The organism is Planobacterium oryzisoli (assembly GCF_015354315.1).
Lineage (GTDB): Bacteria > Bacteroidota > Bacteroidia > Flavobacteriales > Weeksellaceae > Planobacterium_A > Planobacterium_A oryzisoli.
This window is the reverse complement of the sequence record NZ_JADKYY010000003.1, coordinates 77364-102681: the sequence shown is the minus strand read 5'-3', so window position 1 is coordinate 102681 and position 25318 is coordinate 77364. Positions and strand designations below refer to the sequence as shown.

The window sequence follows — 25318 nt, the reverse complement described above, 5'->3', positions numbered from 1 at the left end:
ATGAATAATGAACGAACCATTAGTGACTTTAGGTCGCTGTCAAGTATTCCCCAACTAGTTAGAGATTTTCTCAATAGGGAAGTTCCTGGCTTAGAAGATTCTTTATTTACTATCGAATCCATTAGGAAACAGATAGAACAGCAACAAGGCGCTTTCTCTGGTCATGAGCGAGCCGTTCTTTGCCAAGAACTAGAAAGGCAACATGGATGTCTCCCAATAGCTCCTGAGCAAAAGGAATCTTTAGGATTGCTGATACAAGAGAATACTTTTACTGTGTGTACAGGGCACCAGCTGAATCTATTTACGGGTCCTGTTTTCTTTATATACAAAATTCTTCAAACCATCAAAACGGCGCATTATCTGCGCACTGAGTTGCCCGAATTTAATTTTGTGCCAATTTTCTGGATGGCTTCAGAAGATCATGACTTGGACGAAATTGACCACTTTTCCACGCTGCAGGCAACGTATCACATACAGGGAGAAAGTGGAGGTGCTGTTGGCAGGATAGTTCCCAAAGATATTTCCTTTAACGAAGCGTTTTCCCAGGAAGTTAGGGATACGGTGTATGGCACAGAGCTTAGCCGATTGCTAATGGATGCGTACACCCCTGGAAAGAACTTGGCTGAGTCCACAAGGGAAATTGTTCAGCATTTGTTTTCCAGTTATGGATTGCTGGTGCTGGATGGGGATACGAGAACACTTAAGCAGGAAATGATTCCGTATTTTAAAGAGGAGTTATTAAATCAGAGTTTATTTCACGAAACAAAGGGTCGTAATGAGATGATACTCAAAAAGTACGGCAGGCTGCAAGTCAATCCTCGTTCTATTAATTTATTTCATTTGGACACAATTCGTCAAAGAATTGAGTCCCACAATGGTGGTTTCCGTCTTTTGGAAACAGGCGAGGTGTTTTCTGTCTCTGGGCTAATGGAAGTACTGGAAAAATTCCCTGAACGTTTCAGTCCGAATGCCTTACTGCGTCCAATATATCAGCAGAAGATCCTCCCTAATATAGCCTATATAGGAGGTAATGCAGAAATAATGTATTGGATTCAACTTCCAGAGTACTTCAGTAAGATGGGAGTTCCTTTTCCTATACTTATACCACGTAACTCATTGTTGTTTCTTTCTAAAAAAACAAGAGTTAAGATTGAAAAGCTGCAGAGAGATCCCATTGATTTTTTTCAACCTCTTCACCAGTTTCTAAAAAGCTATCTTTTGGAAGAATCTTCTCTTAAGGATCAGATAGATCAGTTAGAAAAGGGATTAAAAGATGCTTTTGAGCAGTTGGGTGAATTAGCACAAAAGACCGAGGGAAGTTTCATGCAAATGGTGGAGGCTGAACAGGCACGGCAGACGAAATCCTACAATCGCTTTAGAAAGAGGTTATTGCGGGCAGAAAAAATCAAACACGGCGAAAAAGTAGAACGTATTGAGCAACTTTACAACGAAATCCACCCTCGTGGACTTTGGCAGGAAAGGGTACTGAACTTCAGTGTTTTTTACAGGGATTATGGTAAAGATTGGCTTCAAAATTGTTACCAAGAAATGGAGGTGACCAAATCGGCGCTTATCATCCTTCCGATTTAATTTTAAAGCATTATTTTTGCAAGTAATACAGCTGCACAATGATTAAAAAAATTCTTTTAATAACAGCTTTTGGTTTAACTTTTGGGGCTCAGGCTCAAAACCATACTGTCTCCAAAGGTGATACACCTTATAATATTTCAAAAAAATACGGACTGTCCTTGTCCGAGCTCTACGCACTTAATCCTTCGATTAAGGACGGTACAATCGCTATTGGTCAAGTACTTGTGGTAAGAAATAGTACTACGAAAAGCTCTTCAGCTAATGGCTATATTATTTTACAGCCCAAACAGACGATATATGGAATTACTAAGCAGTACCACATAACCGAGCAGCAACTCCGTTCCTTGAATCCAGATCTGGAGTCTAAGATGAAAATTGGTAACAGGATTGTATTGCCTCTTGCCAACATTCAGCGTTATGGTAAGGGTACAGTGAGTGAAAATTCTACGGTGCTGGCAACTGGATCTCTTGAAAAATATACCGTTGAGCCAAGAGATAATTATTACAAAATAACACGCAAATTCAATATTTCCCAGCAGGAATTATTTGCGAGCAATCCTGGTTTGGAATCCAAAGGATTGAAGGCCGGAGATATTATCGTTATTCCTGCCTCTACGCAAGGTCCTAACAATGGCGGTGATGCATCCTCAGCTACTGCGCAGGTAGAAGTTAAATCTGAAAATTCCGCTACCAACGATACGGTACAAGAGAGCTCCGATCACGAGTATGTAACGTACACTGTGAAAAGTGGAGACACAGTTTTTGGAATCTTAAACCGGTTTGGAATTACTTTAGACCAGCTCCTTTCGCTTAATCCGGAACTTTCTTCAGGCCTTAGGTCGGGGATGGTGTTAAGGATAAAAGTGCTGGATGCACAATATTCCAAAAAGTCTGGTGATGCACTGAACGTAGTTATCATGCTGCCATTTGGCTTTGATAGTAACGACTCTAGATACCGCTCCATTAGCACCGATTTTCTGACAGGAGCCAAATTAGCCATTGAAAGAAGTGCTAAAGGTGGTCAGAAGTTAGATGTTAAAATTGTGGATGCTGGAAACGAGCAAAGCTTTAAGCAAAGCCTAAGCCAGATTAATAAAGATAACACGGATCTGATAATTGGTCCGCTATTCAAGTCAAGTGTATTGGAAGTCCTGGATTACATTGGAGATACTAAGATTCCGGTGGTCGCGCCATTTGCTAACTCTGAAGATCTTTACGGTTATAATAACTTGATTATAGTAGAAACTACGGATAAGGTTTATGCCGAAAAAATCGCAGATGAAGTGAAAAATGTGTACTCCAACCAGAAGATTTACATCGTTGGGGAAAGAGGTTCAGAGCGTGTTGCATTGGTAAAAGCCTCTTTAGAAAAGCAGCTTAAAAACGGCGAAATTGTCGTGGTAAGTAGTCCTAGTGCTATACAGCTGGACAAAAACATGGCCACAGGCCAAGATGCTCCAGTCATTGCAGTACTTGCTTCCAATGAGGAGGGGCTTGGCGAGGATTTTGGTAAAAAAGTCATTGAGCTTTCTTCTCAAGTTTCTGGCGTAAAAGCATTTAGCATGTACTACAACAGTATTTTCGAGTCCCGAATTGATGAACTAAGTCAAGCGAATTTGGTTTATCTAATGGACCGGAAAGTCAATACAGACGGTAAGTTTGAAAAACAGGTTCTTGGAGAATACGACAGGCTTTATTGTAAGATGCCATCAAAATATGCCATCATAGGATTCGATGTAGTGTCCGATGTACTAAGCAGAGAAAATGCCAAAGGTGAGATTTTCAAGCAAATCGGCAAAGTACAGACACAGCTTGCGACTAAATTTGAATATGTTCGTGCCCAAAGGGGAGGTGCATACATAAATACAGGGTACCGGGTCATTCGCTTAGTGCCTTAAAAACTATACCATTTAAATTCATTAGAAGTAGAATTACTTTTAAATCTTAAGTTAAATTATGAGCAAAGCTTTAGTGTTCCCAGGACAGGGTGCGCAGTATGTAGGAATGGGCCAGGAGCTCTACGATTCCCGAAAAGATATTAAGGATCTTATGGATTCAGCTAATGACATTTTAGGTTATGACATACTATCTATTATGTTTTCAGGCGCGGATGAGGATCTTAAGAAAACCAGTGTAACTCAACCTGCTATATTTATTCACTCTGTTGCTGCGGTGAAAGCAATAAACGCTCTGGGTGCTCAGATGGTAGCTGGACATTCGCTTGGTGAATTCTCCGCATTAGTAGCCAATGGTGTTCTTTCCTTTGAGGACGGCCTACGCCTAGTCTACGAACGTGCGCAGGCGATGCAGGATGCCTGCGACACGAACCCTTCCTCGATGGCTGCCATCTTGGGGTTAGAGGATGCACTCGTGGAAGAGATTTGTGCCCAAGTCGATGGAATCGTAGTCCCAGCAAACTACAACTGCCCGGGCCAACTAGTAATTTCTGGTGAGACCACGGCTGTTGAATCGGCCTGTGGTCTACTCAAAGAAGCAGGCGCAAAGAGAGCCTTGCTTTTGCCTGTCAATGGAGCTTTCCACTCACCTCTTATGCAGTCCGCACAGGACAGGTTAGCAGCGGCCATCGAAAACACTAAGTTCCGTAAGGCTACTTTACCTGTTTATCAAAATATTACTACCAGTGCTGTAACGGATGCGGATGAAATAAAGAAAAATCTGATTGCTCAACTTACAGGTCCTGTTAAATGGACCCAAAGTGTGCAAAATATGATAAAGGATGGAGCCGAACTCTTCGTGGAGGTTGGTCCTGGTAAAACACTACAAGGACTTATAAAGAAAATAGATCCGTCCGTGAGTGTAACTTCCGCATTATAACTATGGCCACTACTAGGTTGCGAACACCTGGAAAACTCCTTCTTACCGGGGAATATGCGGTTCTAGACGGTGCAATCGGTTTTGCTGTCCCTACAAGATTAGGACAGACTCTAGAAGTTGAATCTGATTTTGATGGAAAGTATATCCAATGGAATGCCTTTCATCAAGAAAAGCATTGGCTTACAGTACAGTTTGAAATAACTACTCTGCGCATTACTAGTACTAATAACCAAAAAGCGGCAGAATTCGTTGCTAGTCTTCTTCACACTGTCGCGCGAAAAAATCCCAATCTCTTTGACAACCCATTATGTATCACGACGCGATTGGAATTTCCGGCGCATTATGGGCTTGGAAGTAGCTCTACGCTGATAGCTAATGTAGCGCGGTGGGCTGGTGTGGATCCGTACGAATTAAATGAGGATGTTCTAGGAGGAAGCGGTTACGATATTGCAGTAGCCCTTCATGGGACGCCACTTACCTACCAGCTTTATAAGGGGAAACGAATGGTGGAGGAAGTAGATTTTAAACCTAGTTTCATAAAAGAATTGCTTTTCGTTCCTCTTAATACTAAGCAAGATTCTCGCGAGGGTATAAATCGTTATCGAAAGCAGCCTTATTCCTCACATTTGATAGCACATCTCTCTGAAATTACAAATTACACAATAAATTGCACAAATTTACACGAATTTGGTAATCTGATGGAATCGCACGAATTGGCACTTTCTTCCTTTCTAGGACTTAAAACGGTAAAACAAGAACGTTTTTCGGATATTCCTGTATTTGTAAAAAGCTTAGGAGCCTGGGGCGGCGATTTTGTTATGACCCAACGCTTTAGCGGTTTTGAGGACTATTTTCACGAAAAGGGTTTTCACTCAGTATTTACATGGGGCGATTTAATTGCTTGATTTATAGGCGGTTATAATACTTATTTATTCTTGCTGTTTCTGACTAATATCATTATCTTTAAAAGCACTTAAATTTTGCATTAATCATAAATTTGTACTTCAAAATTAAATCGCTAAACTATTTTTTATGAAAAACATTAAGGTCATCCAAGAGCTGCACGAGTTAGGAATTACAGGGTACCAAGAGGTAGTCTATAATCCTTCCTATGAAGAATTATTTAAGGCCGAAACCTCAACTAAGAATAAAGGGTTCGAAAAAGGTGCAGTGACTGAATCGGGAGCTGTGGCAGTAAAGACAGGTATTTTTACGGGTCGTTCGCCTAAGGACCGTTATATTGTTTTAGATGATGTAACTAAAGATACGATTTGCTGGGATGGTAAGGTGAATTTCCCTACTACTCCTGAGATTTTTGGTGAATGCAAAAAGTTAGTATTGGATCAACTCTCCACTTCAAAACGTATTTACGTGGTGGATGCATTTTGTGGTACAAACCCTGATACGAGACTTAAAGTTCGATTTGTTATGGAGGTTGCTTGGCAAGCACATTTTGTAACTAATATGTTTATCCGTCCTTCCCACTATGAGTTGGAAAACTTCGGAGAACCTGACTTCATCGTAATGAATGGTTCGAAGACCACAAATCCTAATTGGGAAGCACAAGGTTTGAACTCTGAGAATTTTGTAATGTTTAACCTTACGGAAAAGATTCAAATCATAGGTGGTACGTGGTACGGAGGAGAAATGAAAAAAGGAATGTTCGCCATGATGAATTACTACCTTCCACTTAGAGGTATGGCTTCTATGCATTGTTCTGCAAATGTGGGTGAAAAAGGAGATGTGGCACTTTTCTTTGGTCTTTCAGGAACAGGAAAAACTACACTTTCTGCCGATCCTAAACGGTACCTGATTGGAGACGATGAACACGGATGGGATGATAACGGAGTATTTAATTACGAAGGTGGTTGTTATGCCAAAGTGATTGATTTAAGTGAGGAAAAAGAGCCAGACATTTACAGAGCAATCAAACGCGATGCCCTATTGGAAAATGTAGTAGTTAACGAATACGGTGAAGCGGATTATTCAGACAATTCCATTACAGAAAATACGCGCGTTTCATATCCTATCTATCATATAAATAAGATTGTACTTCCTTCAAAGGCAGGTCATGCCAATAAGATAATCTATTTAAGTGCGGATGCGTTCGGAGTTCTTCCTCCAGTGTCCGTTCTTAATGATGATCAAGCACAATACCATTTCTTATGTGGATACACTTCGAAATTAGCTGGTACCGAAAGAGGAATTACAGAACCACAACCGTCCTTTTCACCTGCATTTGGAGAGGCTTTCTTAACACTCCATCCTACAATGTACTCCAAGACATTGATTGGCAAAATGAGGGAACACGGTGCTAAAGCGTACTTAGTGAATACAGGATGGAATGGCACTGGTAAAAGAATATCTTTAAAGGATACGAGAGCTATTATTGATGCCATCTTAGACGGATCGATCGATACTGCCGAAAAAGCAACTCTTCCAATTATGAATTTGGAGATACCAACAGCTCTACCAAACGTTTCTGAGGGTATCTTGGATCCGCGCCAAACCTATGAATCAGCTCAAGCATGGGAAGACAAAGCCCGGGATTTAGCTTCAAGGTACGTGAAAAACTTTGAACAATATACTGATACAGAAGAAGGAAAACGCTTGATAAGCGCGGGACCTCAACTTTAAAGGTTGCAAAAAGTTAAATAATCAACATTTTACATTTAAACTGCCCCCAAAAAGCTAGACTTTTGGGGGCAGTTTATTTGGTTATGAGGAGCTTAAATTAAGGTTGGGGTTTTCGGAATTTATTTCTTTCCCTGCTCTTTTTCCTTTCGTATAGAACTTCGGTGATTTTGCCACCCAGCCAAGCAAAGGGAAAGAAGGTGAGGAAAATTAGTATTTTATAAAAAGTCGGGTGGTAGGGAAATATGATAATATCCAGCATGGCTATAAAGAGCAAAATAAACCCAATTAATATAGCGTAGGCGACCTTAGCGTACTTTACCACAATAGCGGTTATAACTCCTCCGACCGTTGCTGCTGCGCCAGAGAGAAAAAGTAGAAACACGAAAAATTCGTCCCTTCCTCGCATAGAAAAGAGAAATTTCTCCCAGTTTTGGAATGGTGAGAATCGGTCGTACGTAACCCAATCTGGGTTAATTCGGATCCCCAAACTTATGACTAAGGCAGCTACTCCCAAGCCAACCATCACAGCAATGGTGTTGCGAATGAAATTCATGCGCTTAGAGTTGGTGTGCGATCATGGAAATTTCAATATCCACATTTTTAGGAAGGCATGATACCTGAACCGTTTCCCGAGCAGGATAATGGTCTGGATCCAGATACGAAGCGTAGATGTCATTCATCGCTGCGAAATCGTCCATGTTCTTAAGAAATATACTGGCTTTCACGACATTGGTGAAGCTCATTCCCGCTTCCAGTAGAATAGCTTCCAGATTTTTCATAACCTGGTGTGTGGCTTTCTCTATGCCTTCTACAAGTTTACCCGAAGCTGCATCCAAGGGAATCTGACCGGATATATACAGTACTCCATTAACTAAAATGGCCTGCGAATAAGGGCCTATTGCGGCCGGTGCTTTGGTGGAAGATATAATCTTTTTCATTACGCAAAAGAACTTGAATGGTGCAAATATACCACTATGTTAAGATTAAAAAAACTAGAACCGTGGATTGGGTTCGACAAAACTGCGGTCCCTGTATTTCACTGCATCTCTTAAAATATTTGCTTTTATACCGATGAAGAAGTCATACACTTTATATTGCCCGAAGGGAACCCAGTTGAAATCAATAGTAAAACTTCTTTGGTCTCTATTGAAGCCGAGCCTTGTATAGGCGAGCTTGCCAGTGACAAAATCGTAGTGGGTACTTCCGTTTATATTCCAATAGGGAGTAAGTTTCAAAGACCCGTCAATACCTACCGAGGCAACTGTGGATCCAAATTGAGAGCCGCCCTTAGTGTAGGCGTAATTGGCATTAAGATTTAGAGTCCAAGGTTGAGAGAAATGGGCATAATTGTACTGATCAAAGAAATAATTCTCGTACCTTATCTTACCTTTTGTATCGTAGCGTTCTTCTGGAGATTTCTTGTCTTTACTTGCAAATAGAGTCTCGCTCAGCGGCAATGAAAATTGTACATTAAACCCTTGAACGTTGAATTTGCCGAAATTTTCGGTCCGTGTACCCACTCCAAGGTCGTTATAAATGGTCTCGTAAGGGTCGATCACCAAACTGGAATTCAAGCTTATCTTGCCATCAAAAAAGGACGTCTGACCGTTTACATTGATCATTGACCATTTAAAACGCTCTGCAGCAAAATTATATCCACCTGAAATGTTGAGGTTCTCAAACAGTTTGACCTTCTTTATACCCGTGGAATCTTCTTTTGACCGCACCTTCATTTCTATGTTATTCCCAATATTGTAGGTTAGTCCTCCAATCATTCCAGTGGGCGGGGAACCGAATATACCTCCATCAAAAATAGAATACGGCGTGAGCTCTCCCGCAGGGGTATAGTAGTTTCTGTAATATCCCCAACTAGGTGCGCCAAAGTCTGGCTGGTAGGTGAAACCAATGCTTGGAGTGACCATGTGGCGGACTCGTTCCACAAGAGCTCCTTTTTTAAAACTCAACAATCCGTAGAGAGTGGTTTGAATACTGGCACTAGTAGAAAAGGTCGAATAACCAGCAATCCCCTTACTAAACTCATTTTCTATCCGATTTTCAATGGGGTCGTACACTTTGCGAACCGTTTTTGTAGTAAGTACATTGTTTGCATTGGCCGACAGGCTAAAAGTGAAGTATTTGGCAATGGTGGTGTTGGTGGATAAAGCAACATTATTTTGCACGCCGGTCTGTAGGTTGTCCCACATTGCCTTTTGAAACATATCTTCCTCTTTTACGCTATTGACATAATTTGTGAAGTTTAGGCCGGTATTAAGAGTAATGTTTTCCAAAAGCCCTTCCCTTATGGCTCCGTTTCTAGGTTTGAATAAATAGAATTGATTTACTGCCACATTCATTTGCGGGAGCCTTAAATTTACCGTTCCATCCGCGAAGTTCTGCGAATAGGAGGCAGTACCGGTTATAGTTAATGGGAGAGTCAAAAACCGCTTAGTTGCACTTATTGTTGAATTCTGCTGTGTATTTAATACCCGCTCGTTAAATATATGGTTGTTATTGATGGTGTTGGTATAGAATTTATTACTCACAATATCCACAGATGCGGAAAAATTGAAATACGGGTTCGCCTTTGGATCTTGTTGGTGTCTCCACCCAATTCGGTAGGTTGAAGACTTACTGTAGTCGTCTAGGCCTTTAATTCCTCGCACGGTGGTTCCCACCTCGGATGAGAAGTTCCCATTGAATTTGTAGTTTTTTCTATAGTTTACTTCTGGGCGAATGTTCCAACTACCTTTGGTGAAAAAATCAAGCAGCACCTTTACATCGAAGTGTTCACCAATAGGCTGGTAGTACCCAAGACTGTTAAGGAAAAAGCCTACGTCCTGACGTTCTCCAAAGCTAGGTATTAGTATTCCTGCAGTTCTCTTATCAGAAAACGGAAGTATACCAAATGGTAGAGCTAGGGGAGTAGGAACGTTTTCAATATACATTTGAATAGGCCCGGTAATGACTTGTGAGCGGTCCTTCCCTTTTATTAATTTAATGTGGGGCGCAAGAAGATAGTAATCTGCTAGAGTGTCTTTTTTGCTTAAAAAATACTCATCGGTGGTATACATCCCACGCCGCATAAAAAATACCGAATCGTTCACCTTTTTTGTTTTTTGCGCAACAATTACACCTTCACTTTCCTCCGTGCGGGCATTGTAAGCAATGGCCTGTTGCGTTTTGTAGTTAAAGTTGAACTGATCTGTTTCGTAGAGCTTGCCTGCTTGTTCCGTTAATACTGGTTCTATCACCCTGCCCTCCTCATTTAGTTTTCCTCTTGCAAAGACGTTTCCTGTATTCCAATCAATGGAAATATAGTCGGCCTTGATGTTAAGGTCTAGATAGGATACCTCAGCATTTTTGTTGAGGTAAGTCATTTTCTTAGGTATATCGTTTCTGATATTATCCGCTGAAGACTTTACAATGTCCTGGAGTTGCTCCCGAGGTTTAATTATAGTGTCGCCAGTCTGAACAGATAGATTAACATCCTCATTTTTAGGCATATTTTGAGCACTAAGCAGTGCTAAAAAACTGTTAAAAATTAGGATTGTAAGAATATGTGGTATATTTTTGAAACCGCTTTTGATCCGCTTAATATTTAAGTTAATAGGGCTCAAAATTAAATTATTTTTATCATATAATGAAGATATACATAATAACAAGTGTGCTCTCTAAATATTTAAGCATCGCGCTCCTGCTCTTCACATTTACATTAGGCGCACAGGAGAAATTTATAGTTGTTTTAGATGCCGGGCATGGAGGCAAAGACCATGGAGCAGCAAGGACATATCCCGAGATAGGCTATGTTGCGGAAAAGGACGTAACACTCAATGTGGCGTTAGCCGTGGGTAGGATGCTTGAAAAGCACAAAGATTTTAAAGTAATATACACCCGAAAGACTGACGTATACCCAACCCTTACAGAGCGGACCAATTTGGCCAATCGCAGTAAAGCAGATTTGTTCCTCTCTATTCACGTAAATGCAAATCAGAAAACGTCTCCTTATGGTACGGAGACTTATGTACAGGGTCCTGATCAGAATAGAACAAATCTTGAAGTGGCCAAAGCAGAGAATGATGTGATTTTCTTAGACGCTCAGGACAGGCAGACTTTTGGCTCTTATGACCCTTCTTCCCCGGAGTCTTTGATTGCACTTAAAATACAGCAGAGTAGGTATTTGGAGGGCAGTCTTATTTTAGGGGGATTTATTGAAGGAAATTTTGCTAATAAAGACAAGCGGCTCTCTAGAGGGGTTAAACAAATGAACTTGCACGTCTTGAGAATGAATGCAATGCCTTCTGTTCTAATCGAAGTGGGTTTTGTGAGTAATTACGATGAAGCTCATTATTTAGCTTCCAGTAAGGGCCAGGCAGAAATATCAGAAAGTATTTATGAGGCGGTGATTAGCTACAAGAAGGCCTACGACCGAAAATCAGGCGGTGGCCGGATCGTGGAATCCAAACCGGCAGTAGTGGAAGAGCAGCCTCTTAAAAATGATTTTAGAATTTTGCTGATGAGTTCTCCAAGCAAGTATGTACCCGGAGATCCTGCACTCAAAGGACTCAATTACATACTTACTATTAAGGAAGGCAATCTATACAAATACTACTATGCTAATACCAACATGGCCTCCGTTAGGGACCGCAATATCAAGACCGCGCGGGATGCAGGGTTTAAAAATGCTACCTCCATTGGGTTCACCCCGGACCAAAAATTAGCCTCCGGTTACTATACCATTGAAATATATGCCGGAAAGGACAGGTTGGCGAGTTCCTCACCTATTTTAAAAGCGGTAAGCGACAAGGCGGTCCGAACAAAAGTAGGAGGTGTTTTTTACTATACCTACGGTACTGCTAAAACCCTGGAGGAAGCGATTGCTATTATGAAAGATCTAGAAAAAAAGGGACTTAAGAATCTGGTCATTCAGAAGGTTGTGAAGTAGGCTTTGAATTTTAGTGTTTATTTGTTAATTTTGCACGCTTAAATTAAACGGCCTATTCGTCTAGTGGTAAGGACTCAAGATTTTCATTCTTGCAACAGGGGTTCGATTCCCCTATAGGCTACAAACCGGGCGTAAAAGATATACAAGTTCTTAAATTCGGTGGTTGCAAATGATATTATTTCTTATATATTTGCAACCGGATGCAAGAAAAGGGTTTTCTTTATTCAAAAAATAAAAAGATAGAAAACCAGAGCAATTTTTTTCAAATAAAATTTGCGCAAATTAAAAAATGTTATATCTTTGCACCCACAATTGAGAAACAATTATGGCAAATCATAAATCAGCATTAAAGAGAATCAGACAAAACGCAGCTAAAAGGCTTCGTAATAGATATTATCACAAGACTGCAAGGACTGCTGTAAAGGGTCTTCGTAATGAAGTGAATAAAGAAGCTGCTACAGAGCAACTTTCTAAGGTGATCTCTTTGGTTGATAAGTTGGCTAAAAAGAACATTATTCACAAGAATAAAGCGGCTAACCTAAAAAGCAAATTAACTAAGCACGTTAATAAACTGGCTTAATAGTTATAGCGGCCCGTTCGTCTATCGGTTAGGACTCAAGATTTTCATTCTTGCAAGAGGGGTTCGATTCCCCTACGGGCTACTAAAAATTAAAAAGAACTTCGGACGAAGTTCTTTTTTTTATGCGGATACCTGTGCATACCATTGGATATTCAACGGCACCTTGTGCACTAAAAATGTACGGTTTAACACCAGAGTTTTTAATGCAGTAGTTGCAGAGCGGGTAGTATAGTGGGGATTTGGAGTCTTAGTACAGTACTTCTATTTATTTTCTGGAGTGTTCCCGTTACCTGATAGTTTCTCCAAAGCCACTAATATATCCGTAGATTGGGAGAGAACAGGAAGGAAGATATCCCCTCTTTTCTCAATCCTTTCCTTAGCATTTTCAATGGTGAAATCCTGCGGCCTTAATTCCCCAGTCAGCTCCTGCCAGTCCACAGGCATCGATACACTTGCATGGGCATTAGGCCGCACGCTGTAGACGCTCGAAAGCGTTTGTCCTTTTCTGTTCTGCAGATAGTCGAGATAGATCTTGTTTCTATCCCGCTTACTTAAGCTTCTTTGCAGAGTAGTCAGCGTGGGAAGTTTCTTTTGAACCATCTTCATTAGCACATGGGCAAAATGGCGTACATGATCAAAATTGTACTCAGCGCCCATAGGGATATATATATGAATTCCGCTACTGCCGGAGGTCTTGCAGTATCCTTGGATTTCTCCCAGATCCAGGATCTCTTTTACGGCTAGGGCCGTTTCAATTACGTCCTGAAAGCTGTTTCCTTCAGAAGGATCCAGATCCAACACCAGATAATCGGGGTTATCGATGGTCTCTAATTTAGAAGTCCACACATTGAAGTCAATACAGCCTAAATTATTTAAATAGGCCATAGTTTTGATGTTATTGCAAAGAATATATTCAATTTCCTTTTCCGCAGACTCGGAATAAAACCGTGCGGTCTCCATCCAGGGGGGCGCGAAATCCGCAGTGTCTTTCTGGTAAAAGTTCAGCCCGTTTATGCCGTTCGGATAGCGGTTAAGCGACTGGGGACGCTGAACTAGATGCGGTAGAATATAACTTGATATACTCTGGTAAAATGCGATCAGATCGCTTTTGGTTACTGCTTTCTCTGGAAAGTATACTTTTGACGGATTGGTGATCTTAATTCCTTTTGGTAGAGGAACTCTCTTTTTTTGTTTTACCTCCCCCCTATGCAATGTATCAAACTCTTCCCTTATTCTAATAAATACAGGGTGCCGGAATTTATTGTCTTTGGTTCGTTCCGTATATTTGATTTCTGCCAGGAGCTTGGGTTTAATCCACACCGGGGTACCATTGGTTTTAGGAGCGGGATCCACCGGCGGCTCGTTTTGTGCCAATGCCTCCATTTTTTCTTTCAAATCCTTCTGCTGGCTACTGGAAAACCCCGTACCTACATGACCCATAAATTCCATAGTACCTTCTCGAAACTGCCCAATGAGTAAAGAGCCAAAATGCTGTCTGCCTGCTCCGGGCTTAGTATAACCCAAAATATACACGTCGGTGGTCTCGTTGGTTTTAATCTTTAGCCACTGACCGGTTCTCTGTCCTGGGCTGTACAGACTATCGGTATGTTTGGCAATAATTCCTTCTAGGTTTTTTTGTTTTGCTAGGGAGAAAAATTCCTTTCCTTTTTCAAGCACGTGGTCGTGGTACTGTATGAGCGGGTGCGCGTCCAGAGCATCTTTTAGAAGCTCCTTGCGTTGCAGGTAACTTAGATTTAGGGTGGAATGACCGTTTAGGTACAACAGATCAAAGACCTGATAGTAGACCGAGTGCTTTGTGTCCTGTTCCACGCTTTGCAAAATTCCAAAATCCGGGAGGCCATCCTTATTATAGGCTATTATTTCTCCGTCAAGGACCATCGTGTGGGTCTGTGAAGACAGGGCGCTTAGAAGCTTGGGATACTTCTGGTTTAGAGAATGTCCGTTTCTTGAAGTTATTATAGGCTCGCCCCGCAAGTCTGCAATGGCGCGGTATCCATCCCATTTAATTTCAAATGCCCAGTCCGAGTGTGAAAATGCATCTTTTTTAACTTCTGCCAGCATCGGTTTAAATGTGCCCGGTGCGTTCTCGTCTGTAAGGGATTCATTTTTAGTATTGCTTTTGGTTTTTTGCAATGGAGCCTGGGAAGGTTTGGACAAATGGTCCTCACTATCATAGGGCGTTACCGCATGTGCATCCTTGTGCTTAATCAGTAACCATGCATTATCTTGTTTGGGGTCCTTCAGACGGACCAGTGCAAATTCTCCTTTCAGTTTCGCTCCTTCCAACACGAATTTTAACGATCCGGAATCGATTTCTGCCTTAATTTGATCCTCTGCAAGAACATTTTCATTAGGCTCTATAAGACGGTAGGTTCCCGCGTCCCAGATGTCCATTTCTCCTGCTCCGTAATTGCCTTTAGGGATTTTGCCTTCAAAGCTAAGGTACTGAATAGGATGGTCTTCAGTTCTTATGGCAAGGCGCTTATCGGAAGGATCCAGAGAGGGGCCTTTTGGTACAGCCCAGCTCATTAGAACGCCCCCGGCTTCTAATCGTAGATCGTAGTGGAGACGCGAGGCCTTATGGCGTTGTACAACAAACCGCAAGTGCTTGCCACTTTTCTCAATACTGCCTTTGGGCTCCGGGGTGGAGTCGAAGTTCCGTTTATCGTGGTATTTGGAAAGAGGACCGCTCATTAGTAATTACCCTGCTTTCTTTTTTGAAGCTTCTAAACTTGCTTTTAGCTGTGCCATAAGGTCGGTAGGATCCACATCTTCAGCGTCTTTCTCTTCAGGCGCTTTTTTCGGCGTTCCCTTCGCTTTGGCTTTTATGAGCTCTAATAATTCTTCGTTATAGGTGTTGGTGAATTCGCCGGGATCAAATTCCGAAGCCAATTGTTTGATAAGGCTTTCTGCCATCTCGAGTTCCTTTCCTTTTGTTTTTTTTGCCTTAGGAACTTTAAGGTCTTCATAAGAGCGGATTTCCTCAGGGTAGCGCATACGGGTAACCATAAGGATCTTCTCATCGTAGGGCCGCACCAGACCTAAGATTTCTTTTTCCCTTAAGATAAAAGTACCAACGCCCGCCATCTTGGTTTTAAGTAGAGCCTGCAAAAGAAGCTGGTAGGCCTGTTCGCCGTTCTTTTGCGGCTCCAAAAAATAGGAGGTCTCAAAATATACACTGTCTATCTCGCTGGTGTCCACGAACTGCGTAATGGATAGGATTTTCGATTTCTCAGGACTCACTGCCTCGAAGTCCTCGTCGGTGAGCACAATGTATTCGTCTTCCAGTTTATACCCCTTGACAATGTTCTCCCACTTTACCTCTTTGCCCGTCGTGGCGTTAACCCTCTTAAATTGAATGTTGGAGAGGTCTTTTTTATCCAGCATATCCAGGTCCAGATTGCTCTGTTCCACCGCTGAATACAACTTTACCGGGATATTTACCAGGCCAAAACCAATGGCACCATTCCATATTGCACGCATGATCGATGTTTTACTTTTCATGTATCAAATATGCTTCCAAATTTTTTCTGTAAATAATCGAGGGGGTATTTTCCCTCTAAGGGTAGGTTTAGTATCTTTGGTCAAATCCTTTACCATGCGCATATTAATACTTAACGGACCTAATCTTAATCTTTTAGGCAGTCGCGAACCAGAAATTTACGGAGAGTTAAGTATGGAACAGTATCTGGAGAATTTAAGACCCTTGTTTGATGGTACTTTGTTGGAATACTACCAATCCAATCACGAAGGCGTCATCATTGACCGATTGCAAGAAGGTGATTTTGATGCATTGGTTATAAACCCCGGTGCTTATACCCATTATTCCTATGCGATTGCAGATGCCCTAAGAACTATTGCGGTGCCTAAAGTGGAGGTGCATATATCCAATATATATAAAAGGGAGGAATTCAGACGCAAGTCTGTGACCGCCCCTGCTATGGACGGACTGATTTCCGGTTTTGGATTGGAGGGGTACAGGATGGCAGTGCAGTTTTTAACCCAAAATAAAAAAGCGGAATAATCCAACAGATTATTCCGCTTTGAGTTTATAAAAATTACTGCAATTTAGTTGGGCATTTTAAAACCCTGCGTATAGATTCTCCCGTACTCGTCCACATACTTTACTTGGACATTTCCAGTATAACCGTCCAGAATTTTATCTACGTCCTTTTGTGAATTCACGGGTTTGCCGTTGATTTCCATTACTATATAGTTGTCTACAATACCAATCTTGGCTATTTCACCGCCCTCCACAACGCCGCGGGCAAGTACTCCACTGTTTAGGCCGTAACGTGTTTTAAAACTTTCATTTAAGGGTTGAAATTCCGCTCCAATTTTTTCACTCACCGTTAGATCCGCTTTGGTGCGTACCTTCGTATTTCCTTTCTGGTCTTTAAGAACCACCCGGACAGTAGATTCCTTACCGTTTCTAAGGAATGTGACATTCACTGCATCTCCTGGGCGTTTGCTTCCTACCGCCAGAGAGAGATCCGCAAAATCCGATACCGTCACGTTGTCTATTTTGGTAATCACATCACCCGAACGTAATCCAGCGTCCTCTGCGCCACTGTTATCGGCGACGTCTCTGATATACATCCCTATTCCGGGTTTAATATTGGCTTTAAACTGCTGGTTGTATTGGGAAACCTGTTGCGCGTCGGATAAGTCCAGGGAGGTTACTCCTAAGAATCCACGCTGTACTATACCGAATTTCTTAATATCCTCTACGATCTTCCGTGCCAGATTAGATGGAACGGCAAAACCATAACCTTGGTAGTATCCAGTCGTTGAAGCTATGGCCGAATTAATACCAATTAAATCCCCATTGGTGTTTACCAAGGCCCCTCCAGAGTTACCCATATTAATTGCAGCGTCGGTCTGAATGAAACTTTCAATAGGATTGGAAGCCGATCCTTGGGCTAATATACCGATCCCTCTTCCTTTAGCAGAAATAATTCCTGCGGTTGCCGTAGAATTAAGTCCCAGCGGGTTACCCACTGCAAGCACCCACTGGCCCACTTCCACAAGATCGGAATTTGCAAAGTTTAGGTATGGCAAGCCTTTTTCATCAATTTTCAAAAGCGAGATATCTGTGTTGGGATCGGTCCCAACTAACGTTGCAACGTAGGTTTTTTTATTACTTAAAACCACTTCAAGCTTGTTCGCGCCAGCAACGACATGGTTGTTGGAGATAATGTACCCGTCGGGAGAAATGATAACGCCTGACCCCATGCCACTTGGCATATTATCCGGCTTCTGTCTTTGTTGCGGTCGTGGATTACCAAAGAAGTAATCAAATATATCCTGTTCTGTACTTCTCCCTGCCGTCCTGTTGGTGTAGTTCTTTATAGTTACTACGGCAGGAACGGTCATTTTTGCAGCCTTCGTGAAATCCTCACCCAGTCCGCTCATATTCATGCCTACAAATTGCGTTTGCGGATCCTTTACGGTACTGAAGTAGCCTGTGTCGGATGCAGTATTTTGCTCTTTCGTTAGTTCAATACCACCAAAAACGGTAGCTCCAGAGAGCACTCCTACCGCTACATAGGGCAGGAATTTCTTAATTGTTTCCTTCATCTTAAATCGTTGTTTAATTTTAAACACATCAAATTTATCAATTTAATCATCTAATAGGTATATATATTATAGGGCGCGTTTCATTATTAACTAAATTTTAACAACAATTACACCTATTTAAGATTGATTATGCAAATTTCTGTCCAAATCTACATGGTGAAGTCAAATTGTCACACGTATCTGGCTAACACACAAAATTTTAAAACAGTATCTTTGCAAAAATTTAAATTACTATATGACTGCATCTGGCAAAATAGAATTGATGGCTCCTGCAGGGGACTTTACAGCAATGCAAGCTGCACTAGATAACGGTGCGGATTCCATTTATTTTGGAGTGGAACAGCTGAACATGAGAGCAAGGGCTTCTATGAATTTTACCATTGACGACCTTCCGGAAATTTCCAGGCGTTGTAAGGAAAAAGGGGTTCGAACCTACCTGACCTTAAATACGATCATTTACGACCATGATCTATCGATTATAAAAACCTTACTGGATAAAGCGAAAGCTGCAGATCTGACTGCTGTGATTGCAATGGACCAAGCGGTTATTTCCTATGCGCGGCAAATAGGTATGGAAGTTCATATCTCCACGCAAATTAATATCACGAACATCGAAACGGTGAAGTTCTATGCGCTTTTTGCCGATACGATGGTAATGAGCCGGGAGTTAAGTATAACGCAGATCAAAAAGATTTGTGATCAAATTGAAAGGGAACAGATCAAAGGACCTTCTGGAAACCTGGTGGAGATTGAAATTTTTGGGCACGGAGCGCTATGTATGGCCGTATCCGGTAAATGCTACCTAAGTCTGCATTCCCATAATTCCTCCGCGAACCGTGGAGCCTGCAAACAGAATTGCCGTAAGAAATATACGGTAATTGATCAGGAATCGGGCTTTGAGATCGAGCTTGATAATGAATACATGATGTCGCCTAAAGATCTATGCACTATTGGCTTTTTGGATCAGATTGTGGATGCAGGGGTGAAAGTGCTGAAAATTGAAGGTAGGGGAAGAGCGCCGGAATATGTTGCCACAGTGATAAAATGCTACCGCGAGGCAATTGACTCCATAGCGGAGGGAACTTTTTCACAAGAGAAAGTCAGCGACTGGATGTCCCGACTTGAAACGGTGTACAATAGAGGCTTTTGGAGCGGATATTACTTGGGTCAGGAATTAGGGGAATGGTCTGAAAATCCGGGATCGAATGCGACCCAGAAGAAAATTTACATTGGAAAAGGAAGGCACTTTTACCCTAAATCTAATATTGCTGAATTTTTAATTGAGGCCTACGATCTTAATAAAGGAGACAAAATTTTGATTCAGGGTCCAACCACGGGATCCCAGGAAATGGTAGTGGAGGATTTTATGGTGGATCAAAAGGCGGATTCGCTGGTGGCCAGCAAATCAGATGTGGTAACGTTCAAGACTGATTTTAGAGTTCGTCCTTCCGATAAGTTATACAAAATCGTCAGCGCATAGACTTTAAAAATGGTAATAGTAACCTTACAGAGGGAAAAGTGTATTGGCTGTAACTATTGCGCCGAATTTGCTCCTGAATATTTCAGAATGTCCAAGAAAGACGGGAAATCCGTTTTGCTGCGGTCCATTGAGAAAAAGGGGTTCCATACTATTAAGACGCCGCTTCAGGACGCCTTTGACCCCTGCGAAAAAGCAGCTAAAGCGTGCCCTGTAAATATAATCTCGGTAAAAATGGTGTAATGCTCAAGAAGGAACTTCGATCGATTTATCTGGACAGGAGAAAGCAGTTAAGCAGCACGGAGATTGATGCGCTCTCTAAATCTATTTGTGAGCGCATTATAAGCCACTTCGCTCCAGGGCCAGGAGATTCCATGCACCTGTTTTTAAGCAGCTCCAAATTTAATGAGGTGGATACCGCGTATCTTGTAGATTATTGCCATAAGAACAAGGTTGATGTGTTTGTACCCAAAATCGTTGATGGAAAAATGATTTCGGTAGCGCTCAGGCCTGATACGGAACTTACGGCAGGCGTTTTTGGAATTAGGGAGCCAGAGAGCAATACTGATGTGAAGCGCGCCCATTACGATTACATTGTCACGCCGCTACTATATGCCGACAGCAGTGGAGCCCGGGTAGGATACGGTAAGGGATACTACGACTCGTTTTTTAGTACGCTGGACGAGAGCTCACTGCGTATTGGCGTAGGGTTTTTTCCTCCTTTAGAAATTATTACTGATGTACATCCGCACGATGTGCCCCTACATTATTTAGTTACCGCTTCCGAGATACTGTCTTTTATAGGCTGATTGTAAAAGGTTAGGAAATAAAAACGAAACTGTTTCTTGAATTTTTGGGGCGAGGATACAAGAATATACTGCGCTTCTCTTTGTTTGCGCGCAATGGGCTTATTTGATGCGTCAAAATAATCCACTTGGAACCGTGCAAAGTTAAGGGTATCCTGCTCATGATACTCTTCGTATACCTGAAGGTTATTGACCTTTGCGCTGCGCACTTTGAACCCTTCCAGTTCCTGAAGTAACGGCTGGAGCGTTAAACTGTCCGGTGCGTGGAAATAACCCAAGATCTGGGTATACATCGCAGAATCAATTTCAGTGTCTTTTTTACCGGAGCTGTACAGAATGGAGAGGTCAATAACTTCCTGGACTTTCTGGCGTGTAATGGCATTGATAGCCTGTAAGCTGTCCATCTTGGTGTCGGGGTAGCTCGTCTTATTATTATTGTATTTGACCTGTTCCAATGACACCGGGCCCTGCGGTTTTTCCTGACAAGAAAACAGTACCAGTGTCACTAAAAGAACGAGGACGTGTCTATGGAGTCTGCTCATTTTGTGAGATTCTAAATTTTATTAATACAATTTTTCCATTTTCCATTTTCGTGTCGATCACTTCCAGGTTTTTAAGTGAAGTGGTCGGAGTAGTCACTAGTGTGATGTAGCGCTGCTTGTCCAGTGTTTCGATTCCGTAGGTTTCATTGTCATACACTTGGTATATTAACGCGTCACTGCTAATAAGGTAATTGAGGGTTTCCCTCTTGCGCTTAATGTCCTGCAACGAATTGGAGTAGTAGTAGAGCATAATAGCGTAGTCGTTGGGCTTGAGCTCAATGATTTCGCTTTCGGGTGCGGTTTCAAGGTTCCTTCTTATGGTGTCTGTTCTGTAGTAGGGGGAGGAGACCACCATAGTTAATGTCTTGGTGGTCGGATTCTTATATACAAAGGGTTCATTGGGCTTTGCAGTATAGAGAATGGGCGACTCGTTTTCCTTTAATATTTGCACTTGCAGTTCCGCATTTATCTTCGAATTTCGATCCGAATCGATGAAATTGTAATAATACTCCTTACTGAAAAGCTGGTCCCGGAATATAAAGAGTCCCAATAAAAAAGTGAGCGTGGCTGCCGCAACTAAAATAAGGTATTTAGGAATACTGTAGGAGGGTATTCTTTTTCTCTCAACACCGGTGCTGCGCGTAGGCTCATGCGTCAAATCCGTTTCCGTTTTTATTGGCGTAGGATCACTTTTTTGAGCAACGGGTATTAGTTCCTCCTCGACCGGAGCACTGCGCAAATCGTTTTCGAGTTTACTTTCGAGCTGCTCGTCCTCCAAGTCGTTTTCAAGGATTTCATTTGCAAAAAGATGTTGCTTTTTAAAATCAAACCACGATTGGTACCCCGCATACTGGGACAATAAATTTAGAATGTCGATCCGGGGCAGTTTTGTCACTGGCGAAGTCTTGAAGTAGGTGTAAAAGGATTTCTCACTTATATTTCCTTTGGCAATTTTTCGCAGGTCTTCCTGAAAATATATTATATCTATGCCTTTCCAATGAGCAATATTCTCATTAGATGGGGTATGTGTCTGTAAATATTTTGTCTGAATTTCGCTTTTTAGCTGTTCGAAATGCAGTAAATCCAAATCAGTCAAATTGGTATAGTTTTGTTTAATTAATTGATATTCAGATATCAAAAATTGTAAAACTGTTTTACAAAGGTATTACAATCAATTTTCAGAGACTATTTTCGCTTCGCTTCTACCTTTGTCATGTCGAAAAGCCTCAGCAAGAGAAATTTCGATAATCAAAAATAGTAAATTCAAACCACACAAATTTATTAACAATGAAAAAAGTATTATTAATTGCCGGAGTATCAGCCCTTACATTAGTAGCTTGTAAAAAGACGGAAACTGTTGAAACAGCCAGCGCTGCAGATTCCACTGCAATTGCGCTTTCTGATTCTGCTGCAGTTGTAGCAGATTCTGCTGCTGCAGTTGTCGATTCTGCTGCTACTGCTACTGTGGATGCTGCTAAGGATGCTGCTGCAGCGACTACTGCTGCCGGTGCAGAGATCGCTAAGGATGCTGCAGAAGGAGCGGCCGATGCTGCGAAAGGTGCTGCTGATGCTGCTGCCGATGCTGCTAAGGATGCCAAGAAAGCGGTGAAGGACGCTGCAAATTAATTCTTCGTAACATTTAAAAAAAAATGTGCAACATTTAAAAATTTAAGTAAATTTGCACGCTTGAAATTCAAAAAAACAATTTTTAAAACAATAATTTATTATGAAAAAGTCTTTATTCGTAGCTGGTGTAGCTGCTCTTGCTCTTGTAGCTTGTAAAAAAACTGAAACTGTTGATGCTGCTGCTACAACTGATTCTACTGAAGTTCTAGTTGATTCTACTGCTATCGTTGCTGATTCTGCTGCTGTTGTAGCTGATTCTGCTGCTGCTGTAGCTGATTCTGCTGCTACTGTAGCTGAAGATGCTGCTGAAGTTGCAACTGACGCTGCTAACTAATCACTAGTTACAGAAAAAACAAGAAGCCGTCTCGCATGCGAGACGGCTTCTTTGCTTTTATAAGCTTTGGCGGGAGGAAGTCTTTTGTCTTTGCATTTCGTATGCACTGATGGCAACCGCATTGCTCAGATTCAGAGAATCAATAGTTCCATGCATTGGAATTAAAACATTCTGTCCTTTTTTCTTCCAGAAGGTGGAAATGCCGGAGTGCTCGGTTCCAAAAAGTAATGCGCAGGACCTGGTGAAATCTACCGAATCGATGGCGCGCGCTTCGGTGTGCATATCTGTTGTATAGAGAGCAATACGGTTTTTTTCTAAAAAATTATGCAGCTCTTCGTTTGTAGTTGTGAAGATTTTAAGTAAGAAGACGCAACCCACGCTGCTTCTGATCACGTTGGGATTGTACAGATCGGTTTTGGGATCGGTAATGATCAAACTGTCTATGCCAAGAGCTTCACAGCTCCGAATTATGGCCCCCAGGTTTCCGGGTTTCTCGCTTCCTTCTACCACAATAATAGAGACCGCATCGCACGGCGTATAGTTGCCCAGGGAATGCTCTACAGATCTATATACGCCCACAATACCTTCTGTGCCCCCTCGGTAGGCGATTTTTTCATACACTTTCTCGCTTACCAAATGCACCTTTGCCTGGGAGGGCAGCGCATCTGGGAAGATGGTGCTGCAAATATAAAACTCCAAAGGCTCGTAGCCCTTTGAAAGGGCCAGCGTATTTTCCTGGCGTCCTTCCACGATAATTTTGTTTTCTTTGCGGCGCTCTGCATTGCTTTGCTGGATTTTTACCAACGCTTTAATTTTCGGATTTTGTATGCTCTCAATCATGGAAGTAAGGGAGTTTCAGTATCGGCTGCATCCAAATCAATCAGATTTTGGGGTACATTCTTCTTTGGCTTAAGACCTAATTGTTTCATTCGCTGCGTCTGGCGTATTAGATTATCCTTTCCCGTGTAGAGCTGCTTATAGGCTTCATCGTACGCGGATCTTGCAGTGTCCAGGTTTTTGCCCACCTTTTCGAGGTTCTCTACAAAGCTTACGAATTTATCGTATAATTTTGCGCCCCGATCCGCGATTTCCAAGGAGTTTTGGTTTTGCGCCTCGCGTTTCCACAAATCGGAAATAAGCTTAAGAGAGGTAATCAAATTACTCGGGTTTAGAAGCAGTATCCGTTTCTCGTAGGCGAAGTTCCATAGGTTGGGGTCGGCCTGCATTGCTGCAATGTAGGCGGGTTCACTGGGGATGAACATCATAACAAAGTCAAGCGATTTATCATAGTCGTCGTACGCCTTTTGACTAAGCTGCATAATGTGCTGTTTGACGGAGGCAAGGTGTGCATTTAATTTTACCTTATACTGCTCCGGCTGAAGATCTTCCGTCAATTCCGCGAATGCGGTGAGCGATACTTTGGAATCGATTATTACGTTTCGATCGTCGGGGTATTTAATTATAGCATCCGGGCGCATTTTCTTGCCACTGTACTGGGAATACAGGGCTTGGTTGTTACGGTCTGTGAGCTGCTGTTCCAAAAAGTATTCGCGCCCTTTGGAAAGGCCGGATTTCTCCAGAATGCTTTCCAGTATCATTTCCCCCCAGCGTCCCTGTGTTTTGCTTTCCCCTTTAAGTGCCCGGGTAAGGTTTTTTGCATCCTGGGAGATTTGCTGGTTGAGACTTGCCAGTTCTCGCACTTTTTCCCCTAGGGAAAAGCGTTCTTTGGATTCCCGATCGTACGTCTCGCTTACCTTGTTTTTTAGCTCCGTAATCTTTTCTTGAAAAGGTTCGAGAATGGTTTTAAGTTGCAAGGTGTTTTGCGCGGTGAATTTGGATGTTTTCTCTTCAAGAATCCTATTGGCTAGGTTTTCAAACTGTAATTCGGCTGCTTCCTGTAGTTTTTCGATTTCTTTTTTTTGGCGTTCAAGTAAGGATTGGACAGCGTCGTGCTTGGCGCTCAGGTCTGCATTTGTTGCGATTAATTCCTGGAGCTGTAGCTCTTTACGGTTGCTTTCTGCTTTAAATTGAAGCTCGCTTTCTCGGCTGTCTTTGAGGGTTTGTTCTAGTGCGCGTTTTGTGGCTTCTAATCCCGCTGCCTGCTGCAGCGCCCGTCCGAGTTCATCGCTCTGCTGCTGAAGCTCATCTTTATTTTCGCGAAGGGATTGTTGGTACTGTGATAGCTGCTGCTGCGCACTTTGAAGTTCCGCCTTAGTCTGAATCAGATCAGTTCTCTGCTTTTCCAATTCTCTACGGGGTATGTAGCTAGCTTTCAGTACAAAATAGGCAATGGTTATACCAATTAATAGCCCAAGTAAAAGCCCTAGAAGTAGCGTAGTTGTTTCCAT

At 42.1% G+C, this 25318-nt stretch carries 23 protein-coding genes and 2 tRNA genes; 15 read left to right on the top strand and 10 right to left on the bottom strand.

Going from position 1 to position 25318, the window contains the following annotated elements:
• The 5 genes from bshC to pckA all read left to right on the top strand — a co-directional run bounded on the left by bshC (position 1) and on the right by pckA (position 7062).
• The gene (bshC, locus tag IC612_RS03350) at positions 1 to 1590 is read left to right on the top strand and encodes a bacillithiol biosynthesis cysteine-adding enzyme BshC (protein ID WP_194738760.1); all 1590 of its coding nucleotides are present in this window, start codon (positions 1 to 3) and stop codon (positions 1588 to 1590) included.
• Positions 1591 to 1628: 38 nt separating this feature from the next.
• On the top strand, positions 1629 to 3488 hold the full coding sequence (locus IC612_RS03345; protein ID WP_228512849.1) for a LysM peptidoglycan-binding domain-containing protein: 1860 nt from the start codon (positions 1629 to 1631) through the stop codon (positions 3486 to 3488).
• A gap of 58 nt (positions 3489 to 3546) precedes the next feature.
• The gene (gene fabD, locus IC612_RS03340) at positions 3547 to 4425 is read left to right on the top strand and encodes an ACP S-malonyltransferase (RefSeq protein ID WP_194738759.1); all 879 of its coding nucleotides are present in this window, start codon (positions 3547 to 3549) and stop codon (positions 4423 to 4425) included.
• A gap of 2 nt (positions 4426 to 4427) precedes the next feature.
• On the top strand, positions 4428 to 5330 hold the full coding sequence (locus tag IC612_RS03335) for a GYDIA family GHMP kinase (RefSeq protein ID WP_194738758.1): 903 nt from the start codon (positions 4428 to 4430) through the stop codon (positions 5328 to 5330).
• A 127-nt stretch (positions 5331 to 5457) separates the two neighbouring features.
• The gene (gene pckA / locus IC612_RS03330; RefSeq protein WP_194738757.1) at positions 5458 to 7062 is read left to right on the top strand and encodes a phosphoenolpyruvate carboxykinase (ATP); all 1605 of its coding nucleotides are present in this window, start codon (positions 5458 to 5460) and stop codon (positions 7060 to 7062) included.
• A 97-nt stretch (positions 7063 to 7159) separates the two neighbouring features.
• Here the strand turns inward: pckA and IC612_RS03325 are convergent, their stop codons facing one another.
• Genes IC612_RS03325 through IC612_RS03315 form a run of 3 tightly spaced genes read right to left on the bottom strand, consistent with a single transcriptional unit; the run spans position 7160 to position 10565 of the window.
• Positions 7160 to 7615, bottom strand: a complete 456-nt coding sequence (locus IC612_RS03325; RefSeq protein WP_194738756.1) for a hypothetical protein — start codon at positions 7613 to 7615, stop codon at positions 7160 to 7162.
• A gap of 4 nt (positions 7616 to 7619) precedes the next feature.
• A complete protein-coding gene (locus IC612_RS03320) occupies positions 7620 to 8000 on the bottom strand; it encodes a RidA family protein (protein WP_194738755.1) in 381 nt (126 codons plus the stop codon).
• Positions 8001 to 8054: 54 nt separating this feature from the next.
• Positions 8055 to 10565 (bottom strand): putative LPS assembly protein LptD, encoded by a 2511-nt coding sequence (locus tag IC612_RS03315; protein WP_228512848.1) that lies wholly within the window; start codon positions 10563 to 10565, stop codon positions 8055 to 8057.
• A 137-nt stretch (positions 10566 to 10702) separates the two neighbouring features.
• On the opposite strand from IC612_RS03315, the gene IC612_RS03310 reads away from it, so the two are divergent.
• From IC612_RS03310 to IC612_RS03295, 4 genes are all read left to right on the top strand, one after another.
• Positions 10703 to 12004, top strand: coding sequence for an N-acetylmuramoyl-L-alanine amidase family protein (locus IC612_RS03310; protein WP_194738753.1), 1302 nt, complete (start codon positions 10703 to 10705; stop codon positions 12002 to 12004).
• Between the two features lie 49 nt (positions 12005 to 12053).
• Positions 12054 to 12125, top strand: a tRNA-Glu gene (locus IC612_RS03305).
• 204 nt (positions 12126 to 12329) lie between these two features.
• Positions 12330 to 12584, top strand: a complete 255-nt coding sequence (gene rpsT / locus IC612_RS03300; RefSeq protein ID WP_194738752.1) for a 30S ribosomal protein S20 — start codon at positions 12330 to 12332, stop codon at positions 12582 to 12584.
• Positions 12585 to 12594: 10 nt separating this feature from the next.
• A tRNA-Glu gene (locus tag IC612_RS03295) sits at positions 12595 to 12666 on the top strand.
• Positions 12667 to 12845: 179 nt separating this feature from the next.
• Here the strand turns inward: IC612_RS03295 and ligD are convergent.
• Together ligD and ku are read right to left on the bottom strand one after the other, a co-directional pair.
• Complete coding sequence (gene ligD / locus IC612_RS03290) at positions 12846 to 15299, bottom strand: DNA ligase D (RefSeq protein ID WP_194738751.1); 2454 nt, start codon at positions 15297 to 15299, stop codon at positions 12846 to 12848.
• Positions 15300 to 15305: 6 nt separating this feature from the next.
• On the bottom strand, positions 15306 to 16109 hold the full coding sequence (gene ku, locus IC612_RS03285; protein WP_228512847.1) for a non-homologous end joining protein Ku: 804 nt from the start codon (positions 16107 to 16109) through the stop codon (positions 15306 to 15308).
• Between the two features lie 94 nt (positions 16110 to 16203).
• Here ku and aroQ point away from each other — a divergent pair, with 94 nt between their 5' ends.
• On the top strand, positions 16204 to 16629 hold the full coding sequence (gene aroQ, locus IC612_RS03280) for a type II 3-dehydroquinate dehydratase (protein ID WP_194738750.1): 426 nt from the start codon (positions 16204 to 16206) through the stop codon (positions 16627 to 16629).
• Positions 16630 to 16673: 44 nt separating this feature from the next.
• Here aroQ and IC612_RS03275 read toward each other — a convergent pair whose 3' ends face one another.
• Positions 16674 to 18185, bottom strand: coding sequence for a trypsin-like peptidase domain-containing protein (locus IC612_RS03275; protein ID WP_194738749.1), 1512 nt, complete (start codon positions 18183 to 18185; stop codon positions 16674 to 16676).
• A gap of 235 nt (positions 18186 to 18420) precedes the next feature.
• Between IC612_RS03275 and IC612_RS03270 the strand changes: the two genes are divergently transcribed.
• Genes IC612_RS03270 through IC612_RS03260 form a run of 3 tightly spaced genes read left to right on the top strand, consistent with a single transcriptional unit; the run spans position 18421 to position 20471 of the window.
• Positions 18421 to 19665 (top strand): peptidase U32 family protein, encoded by a 1245-nt coding sequence (locus IC612_RS03270; RefSeq protein WP_194738748.1) that lies wholly within the window; start codon positions 18421 to 18423, stop codon positions 19663 to 19665.
• 9 nt (positions 19666 to 19674) lie between these two features.
• Complete coding sequence (locus IC612_RS03265) at positions 19675 to 19905, top strand: ferredoxin (protein ID WP_194738747.1); 231 nt, start codon at positions 19675 to 19677, stop codon at positions 19903 to 19905.
• Positions 19905 to 20471, top strand: a complete 567-nt coding sequence (locus tag IC612_RS03260) for a 5-formyltetrahydrofolate cyclo-ligase (RefSeq protein WP_194738746.1) — start codon at positions 19905 to 19907, stop codon at positions 20469 to 20471. Before IC612_RS03265 ends, IC612_RS03260 begins: the two co-directional genes overlap by 1 nt.
• On the opposite strand, the gene IC612_RS03255 is transcribed toward IC612_RS03260, so the two are convergent.
• Both IC612_RS03255 and IC612_RS03250 read right to left on the bottom strand, forming a co-directional pair.
• Positions 20429 to 21010 carry a hypothetical protein gene (locus IC612_RS03255; RefSeq protein ID WP_194738745.1) on the bottom strand — a complete coding sequence of 194 codons (582 nt, stop codon included), beginning with the start codon at positions 21008 to 21010 and terminating at the stop codon, positions 20429 to 20431. The two genes, IC612_RS03260 and IC612_RS03255, sit on opposite strands and share 43 nt — an antisense overlap.
• Entirely contained in the window at positions 20994 to 22106 is a 1113-nt protein-coding gene (locus tag IC612_RS03250; protein WP_194738744.1) for a hypothetical protein, read from the bottom strand. Before IC612_RS03250 ends, IC612_RS03255 begins: the two co-directional genes overlap by 17 nt.
• Positions 22107 to 22297: 191 nt before the next feature.
• Between IC612_RS03250 and IC612_RS03245 the strand changes: the two genes are divergently transcribed.
• Positions 22298 to 22636, top strand: a complete 339-nt coding sequence (locus IC612_RS03245) for a hypothetical protein (RefSeq protein WP_194738743.1) — start codon at positions 22298 to 22300, stop codon at positions 22634 to 22636.
• Between the two features lie 100 nt (positions 22637 to 22736).
• A complete protein-coding gene (locus IC612_RS03240; protein WP_194738742.1) occupies positions 22737 to 22970 on the top strand; it encodes a hypothetical protein in 234 nt (77 codons plus the stop codon).
• A 57-nt stretch (positions 22971 to 23027) separates the two neighbouring features.
• On the opposite strand, the gene IC612_RS03235 is transcribed toward IC612_RS03240, so the two are convergent.
• On the bottom strand, positions 23028 to 23810 hold the full coding sequence (locus tag IC612_RS03235) for a TrmH family RNA methyltransferase (RefSeq protein WP_194738741.1): 783 nt from the start codon (positions 23808 to 23810) through the stop codon (positions 23028 to 23030).
• Positions 23807 to 25318, bottom strand: coding sequence for a DNA recombination protein RmuC (gene rmuC / locus IC612_RS03230; protein WP_194738740.1), 1512 nt, complete (start codon positions 25316 to 25318; stop codon positions 23807 to 23809). Before rmuC ends, IC612_RS03235 begins: the two co-directional genes overlap by 4 nt.

Bases quoted from the DNA above. Each gene is read 5' to 3' on its own strand.
- IC612_RS03325 (WP_194738756.1), bottom strand. From the start codon at position 7,615: ATGAATTTCATTCGCAACACCATTGCTGTGATGGTTGGCTTGGGAGTA.
- IC612_RS03310 (WP_194738753.1), top strand. From the start codon at position 10,703: ATGAAGATATACATAATAACAAGTGTGCTCTCTAAATATTTAAGCATC.
- IC612_RS03265 (WP_194738747.1), top strand. From the start codon at position 19,675: ATGGTAATAGTAACCTTACAGAGGGAAAAGTGTATTGGCTGTAACTAT.
- IC612_RS03315 (WP_228512848.1), bottom strand. From the start codon at position 10,565: ATGCCTAAAAATGAGGATGTTAATCTATCTGTTCAGACTGGCGACACT.
- IC612_RS03335 (WP_194738758.1), top strand. From the start codon at position 4,428: ATGGCCACTACTAGGTTGCGAACACCTGGAAAACTCCTTCTTACCGGG.
- aroQ (WP_194738750.1), top strand. From the start codon at position 16,204: ATGCGCATATTAATACTTAACGGACCTAATCTTAATCTTTTAGGCAGT.
- IC612_RS03255 (WP_194738745.1), bottom strand. From the start codon at position 21,010: ATGAGCAGACTCCATAGACACGTCCTCGTTCTTTTAGTGACACTGGTA.
- ku (WP_228512847.1), bottom strand. From the start codon at position 16,109: ATGAAAAGTAAAACATCGATCATGCGTGCAATATGGAATGGTGCCATT.
- IC612_RS03320 (WP_194738755.1), bottom strand. From the start codon at position 8,000: ATGAAAAAGATTATATCTTCCACCAAAGCACCGGCCGCAATAGGCCCT.
- IC612_RS03260 (WP_194738746.1), top strand. From the start codon at position 19,905: ATGCTCAAGAAGGAACTTCGATCGATTTATCTGGACAGGAGAAAGCAG.
- fabD (WP_194738759.1), top strand. From the start codon at position 3,547: ATGAGCAAAGCTTTAGTGTTCCCAGGACAGGGTGCGCAGTATGTAGGA.
- ligD (WP_194738751.1), bottom strand. From the start codon at position 15,299: ATGAGCGGTCCTCTTTCCAAATACCACGATAAACGGAACTTCGACTCC.
- IC612_RS03240 (WP_194738742.1), top strand. From the start codon at position 22,737: ATGAAAAAGTCTTTATTCGTAGCTGGTGTAGCTGCTCTTGCTCTTGTA.
- IC612_RS03275 (WP_194738749.1), bottom strand. From the start codon at position 18,185: ATGAAGGAAACAATTAAGAAATTCCTGCCCTATGTAGCGGTAGGAGTG.
- pckA (WP_194738757.1), top strand. From the start codon at position 5,458: ATGAAAAACATTAAGGTCATCCAAGAGCTGCACGAGTTAGGAATTACA.
- rmuC (WP_194738740.1), bottom strand. From the start codon at position 25,318: ATGGAAACAACTACGCTACTTCTAGGGCTTTTACTTGGGCTATTAATT.
- IC612_RS03245 (WP_194738743.1), top strand. From the start codon at position 22,298: ATGAAAAAAGTATTATTAATTGCCGGAGTATCAGCCCTTACATTAGTA.
- bshC (WP_194738760.1), top strand. From the start codon at position 1: ATGAATAATGAACGAACCATTAGTGACTTTAGGTCGCTGTCAAGTATT.
- rpsT (WP_194738752.1), top strand. From the start codon at position 12,330: ATGGCAAATCATAAATCAGCATTAAAGAGAATCAGACAAAACGCAGCT.
- IC612_RS03270 (WP_194738748.1), top strand. From the start codon at position 18,421: ATGACTGCATCTGGCAAAATAGAATTGATGGCTCCTGCAGGGGACTTT.
- IC612_RS03235 (WP_194738741.1), bottom strand. From the start codon at position 23,810: ATGATTGAGAGCATACAAAATCCGAAAATTAAAGCGTTGGTAAAAATC.
- IC612_RS03345 (WP_228512849.1), top strand. From the start codon at position 1,629: ATGATTAAAAAAATTCTTTTAATAACAGCTTTTGGTTTAACTTTTGGG.